The organism is Streptomyces alkaliphilus (genome assembly GCF_014141535.1).
Lineage (GTDB): Bacteria > Actinomycetota > Actinomycetes > Streptomycetales > Streptomycetaceae > Streptomyces > Streptomyces alkaliphilus.
The window spans coordinates 1-4,021 of record NZ_VKHT01000459.1; the positions used below are offsets into that span (position 1 = coordinate 1).

At 71.8% G+C, this 4,021-nt stretch carries 2 protein-coding genes; one reads left to right on the forward strand and one right to left on the reverse strand.

The window, feature by feature from the left end; all coding sequences use genetic code 11:
• Positions 1-64 precede the first annotated feature (64 nt).
• Complete coding sequence (locus FNQ90_RS28175) at positions 65-532, reverse strand: TM2 domain-containing protein (protein ID WP_323379973.1); 468 nt, start codon at positions 530-532, stop codon at positions 65-67.
• Between the two features lie 327 nt (positions 533-859).
• Here FNQ90_RS28175 and topA point away from each other — a divergent pair, with 327 nt between their 5' ends.
• The gene (topA, locus tag FNQ90_RS14920) at positions 860-3,799 is read left to right on the forward strand and encodes a type I DNA topoisomerase (RefSeq protein WP_182606829.1); all 2,940 of its coding nucleotides are present in this window, start codon (positions 860-862) and stop codon (positions 3,797-3,799) included.
• Positions 3,800-4,021 lie beyond the last annotated feature (222 nt).

The following is a 4,021-nucleotide window of genomic DNA, read 5'->3' on the forward strand; positions in this document are numbered from 1 at the left end:
CCCGAGCCCCGTGCCACCCCGCCCGAGCGGCACCGTGCCGGGACGGGCCATGGCCCGAACAGCACTAGTTGCTGCGCAGCACCCGGCCGTCGGAGTCGGTCACCCCGTCACTGGCGAGCAGGTAGATGCCGTCGATCAGGGCCCAGATGCCGAGCCCTCCGCAGGTCAGCAGCTGGGCGATGGCCAGGCCGTAGTGGCCGGTGTACCAGCGGCCGGCGCCCACGCCGCCCACGAGGATCTGCAACAGACCGGCGATCAGCTTTGTCTTCGACGAGTACGGGCGGCCGTATTGGTCGTAGCCGTAGGGGGCGTTCGGGTCCGCGGCGTACGTGCCCGGCGGGTAGCCGCCGGGCTGGGCGTAACCACCGGGGTAGCCGTAGCCCCCGGCCTGCTGCTGCTCGTATCCCGGCTGTCCGTATCCGGGGTGCCCGGGCTGTCCGGGCGCGCCGGCGCCCGGGCCCCACTGCTGCCCGCCGTAGGGGTTCTGCTGTGACGGGTCGGAGGACGGGCCGTAGGGATTCTGATCGGACACTTTTCCCCCTGGTGGTTCGGTCGTGTGGCCGGTCGGGAGGGTTTTCGGGGCCGCGCCCCGCGCGGCGGTGTGACCGGCCACGCACATCCTGCCGGCGACATCCGGCGGCGGGAACAGCGGTCGTCGGGTTACCGTCGAGAGGCGTTGTGCGGTTTTCCCGTTTGACACGGAGGCGGGATGTACCGTCACACTCCGCACCATGATGATGCCGTGGGAGCCGCCCGCGGAAACGGCCGACAAGGCTTCCGGGGTCACCCGGTACCCCGACCGTTCCGTCGGTCGGGGCCGCCGCGGCCCCGACCGACCGACGGAGAGAAGAGCGAGAAGTTGTCCCCGACCAGCGAGACCGCGAACGGCGGACGTCGACTTGTCATCGTCGAGTCCCCCGCCAAGGCCAAGACGATCAAGGGCTACCTCGGCCCCGGCTACGTGGTCGAGGCCAGTGTGGGGCACATCCGCGACCTGCCCGGCAGCGCCGCGGAGGTGCCGGCGAAGTACAAGGGACGCCCGTGGGCCCGGCTCGGCGTGAACGTGGACGAGGACTTCGAGCCGCTGTACGTGGTCAACAGCGACAAGAAGGACCAGGTCAAGAAGCTGAAAGAGCTGCTGGCCGAGTCCGACGAGCTCTACCTCGCCACCGATGAGGACCGGGAGGGCGAGGCCATCGCCTGGCATCTGCGGGAGGTGCTCAAGCCCAAGGTGCCGGTCCGCCGCATGGTGTTCCACGAGATCACGCGGGACGCCATCCGGGAGGCCGTCGCCAACCCCCGCGAATTGAACCAGCGCCTGGTCGACGCGCAGGAGACCCGCCGCATCCTGGACCGCCTCTACGGCTTCGAGGTCTCCCCGGTGCTGTGGAAGAAGGTCATGCCGCGGCTGTCCGCGGGCCGCGTGCAGTCCGTCGCCACCCGCCTGGTCGTCGAGCGCGAGCGCGAGCGGATCGCCTTCCGTTCCGCCGAGTACTGGGACCTCACCGGCACCTTCGCGGCCACCGGCCCGACCGCCGGGACGGCCGGTGACCCCGGTGAGGTCGAGGCGTTCACCGCGCGCCTGGTCTCCGTGAACGGCCGACGTGTCGCCCAGGGGCGGGACTTCGGGCCCGACGGCGCGCTGCGCGACCCGGGCCGGGTGACGCACCTGGACGAGGCGAACGCCCGCGCGCTCGCCGCCGGCCTCGCGGAGACCGACTTCGCCGTCCGCGCGGTGGAGTCCAAGCCCTACCGTCGCTCCCCGTACGCGCCGTTCCGCACCACGACCCTCCAGCAGGAGGCGTCCCGCAAGCTCGGCATGGGCGCCAAGGCCACCATGCAGGTGGCGCAGCGGCTGTACGAGAACGGCTTCATCACCTACATGCGGACCGACTCCATCACCCTGTCCGACACGGCGGTGGCGGCCGCCCGGACCCAGGTCGCCCAGCTGTACGGCGCGGACTACCTGCCCGAGCGCCCCCGCTCGTACGCCGGGAAGGTGAAGAACGCGCAGGAGGCGCACGAGGCGATCCGTCCCTCCGGTGACCGCTTCCGCACGCCCGCCGAGACCGGGCTGACCGGTGAGCAGTTCCGGCTCTACGAACTGATCTGGAAGCGGACCGTCGCCTCCCAGATGAAGGACGCGGTGGGTCAGTCGGTGACCGTGCGGGTCGGCGGCCGGGCCGCCGACGGGCGGGAGTGCGAGTTCACCGCCTCCGGCAAGGTCATCACCTTCCACGGCTTCCTCAAGGCCTACGTGGAGGGCGCCGACGACCCCGAGGCGGAGCTGGACGACCGCGAGCGCCGACTGCCCCGGGTGGCGGAGGGCGACCCGCTGGCCGCGCGGGAGATGTCGGCGGACGGGCACGCCACCAAGCCGCCCGCCCGCTACACCGAGGCGACGCTGATCAAGGAGCTGGAGGAGCGGGAGATCGGCCGCCCCTCCACCTACGCCTCGATCATCAGCACCATCCTGGACCGCCGCTACGTCTTCAAGAAGGGCACCGCCCTGGTGCCCTCCTTCCTCTCCTTCGCCGTGGTCAACCTGCTGGAACAGCACTTCGGCCGGCTGGTGGACTACGACTTCACCGCCCGCATGGAGGACGACCTCGACCGGATCGCGGCCGGGGAGGCGGAGTCGGTGCCCTGGCTGCACCGCTTCTACTTCGGTGAGAGCACCCCGGGCGACGGCACCGACGCGGCCGAGGGCGCGGGCGCCGCGGCGGCCGCCGACGGCGACCACCTGGGTGGCCTGAAGGAACTCGTCACCGATCTGGGCGCCATCGACGCCCGGGAGGTGTCCTCCTTCCGGGTGGACGACGACATCGTGCTGCGGGTCGGTCGGTACGGCCCCTACCTGGAGGGGCCCGCCGAGCCGGGTGCCGACGGCGAGGCCGGTACCCGGCGCGCCGACGTGCCGGAGGAACTGCCGCCGGACGAGCTGACACCCGAGCTCGCCCGTGAGCTGCTGGCCAAGCCGACCGGTGACCACGAGCTGGGCACCGATCCGGAGACGGGCCGCCCCATCGTGGCGAGGGACGGTCGGTACGGTCCCTATGTCACCGAGGTGCTCCCCGAGGACACCCCGAAGACCGGCAAGAACGCCGTCAAGCCCCGCACCGCCTCGCTCTTCCGCTCGATGGCGCTGGACACGGTGACGCTGGAGGACGCGCTGCGGCTGCTCTCGCTGCCCCGGGTGGTGGGCACCGACCCCGAGAGCGGCGCGGAGATCACCGCGCAGAACGGCCGCTACGGCCCGTACCTGAAGAAGGGCACGGACTCGCGGTCGCTCTCCTCCGAGGAGCAGCTGTTCACCATCACGCTGGAGGAGGCGCTGGCGATCTACGCCCAGCCCAAGCAGCGCGGTCGGGCCGCGGCCAAGCCGCCGCTCAAGGAGTTGGGCACCGACCCGGTGACGGAGCGTCCGGTGGTGGTCAAGGACGGGCGGTTCGGCCCGTACGTCACGGACGGCGAGACCAACGCCACCCTGCGCCGGGACGATGACGTGGAGGCCATCACACCGGAGCGCGGCTACGAACTCCTCGCGGAGAAGCGGGCCAAGGGGCCGGCGAAGAAGACCGCGAAGAAGGCCGCGGCGAAGAAGGCCCCGGCGAAGAAGACCGCCGCGAAGAAGGCCACGACCAAGAAGACCGCCGCGAAGAAGACGGCGACCGCCAAGACGGCGGCGAAGAAGACGCCCGCGAAGAAGGCCCCGGCGAAGACCGCCGCGAAGAAGGCGACCACGGAACGCACCACGGCCGGAGCCGGGGTCTCCTCCCATTCCGGCGACACCGGCTGATCCGCCGCACGGACGAACATCACACCGGTCCCGACCCGCACCCGGGGTCGGGACCGGCTGTTTCACCCGCCCGTTCTCCCGAATGGTTCTCCCCGGCCGTATCCCCCGGCCGCGTTCCGCCGGCCGCATGCCCCGGGCGGGGGGCCGGACCCCGTCGTCCGTCGGCACGACACGCCCGAGCGGGTCGGGGATCCGGCGCCCCGGTGGTGACATGTCCCACGC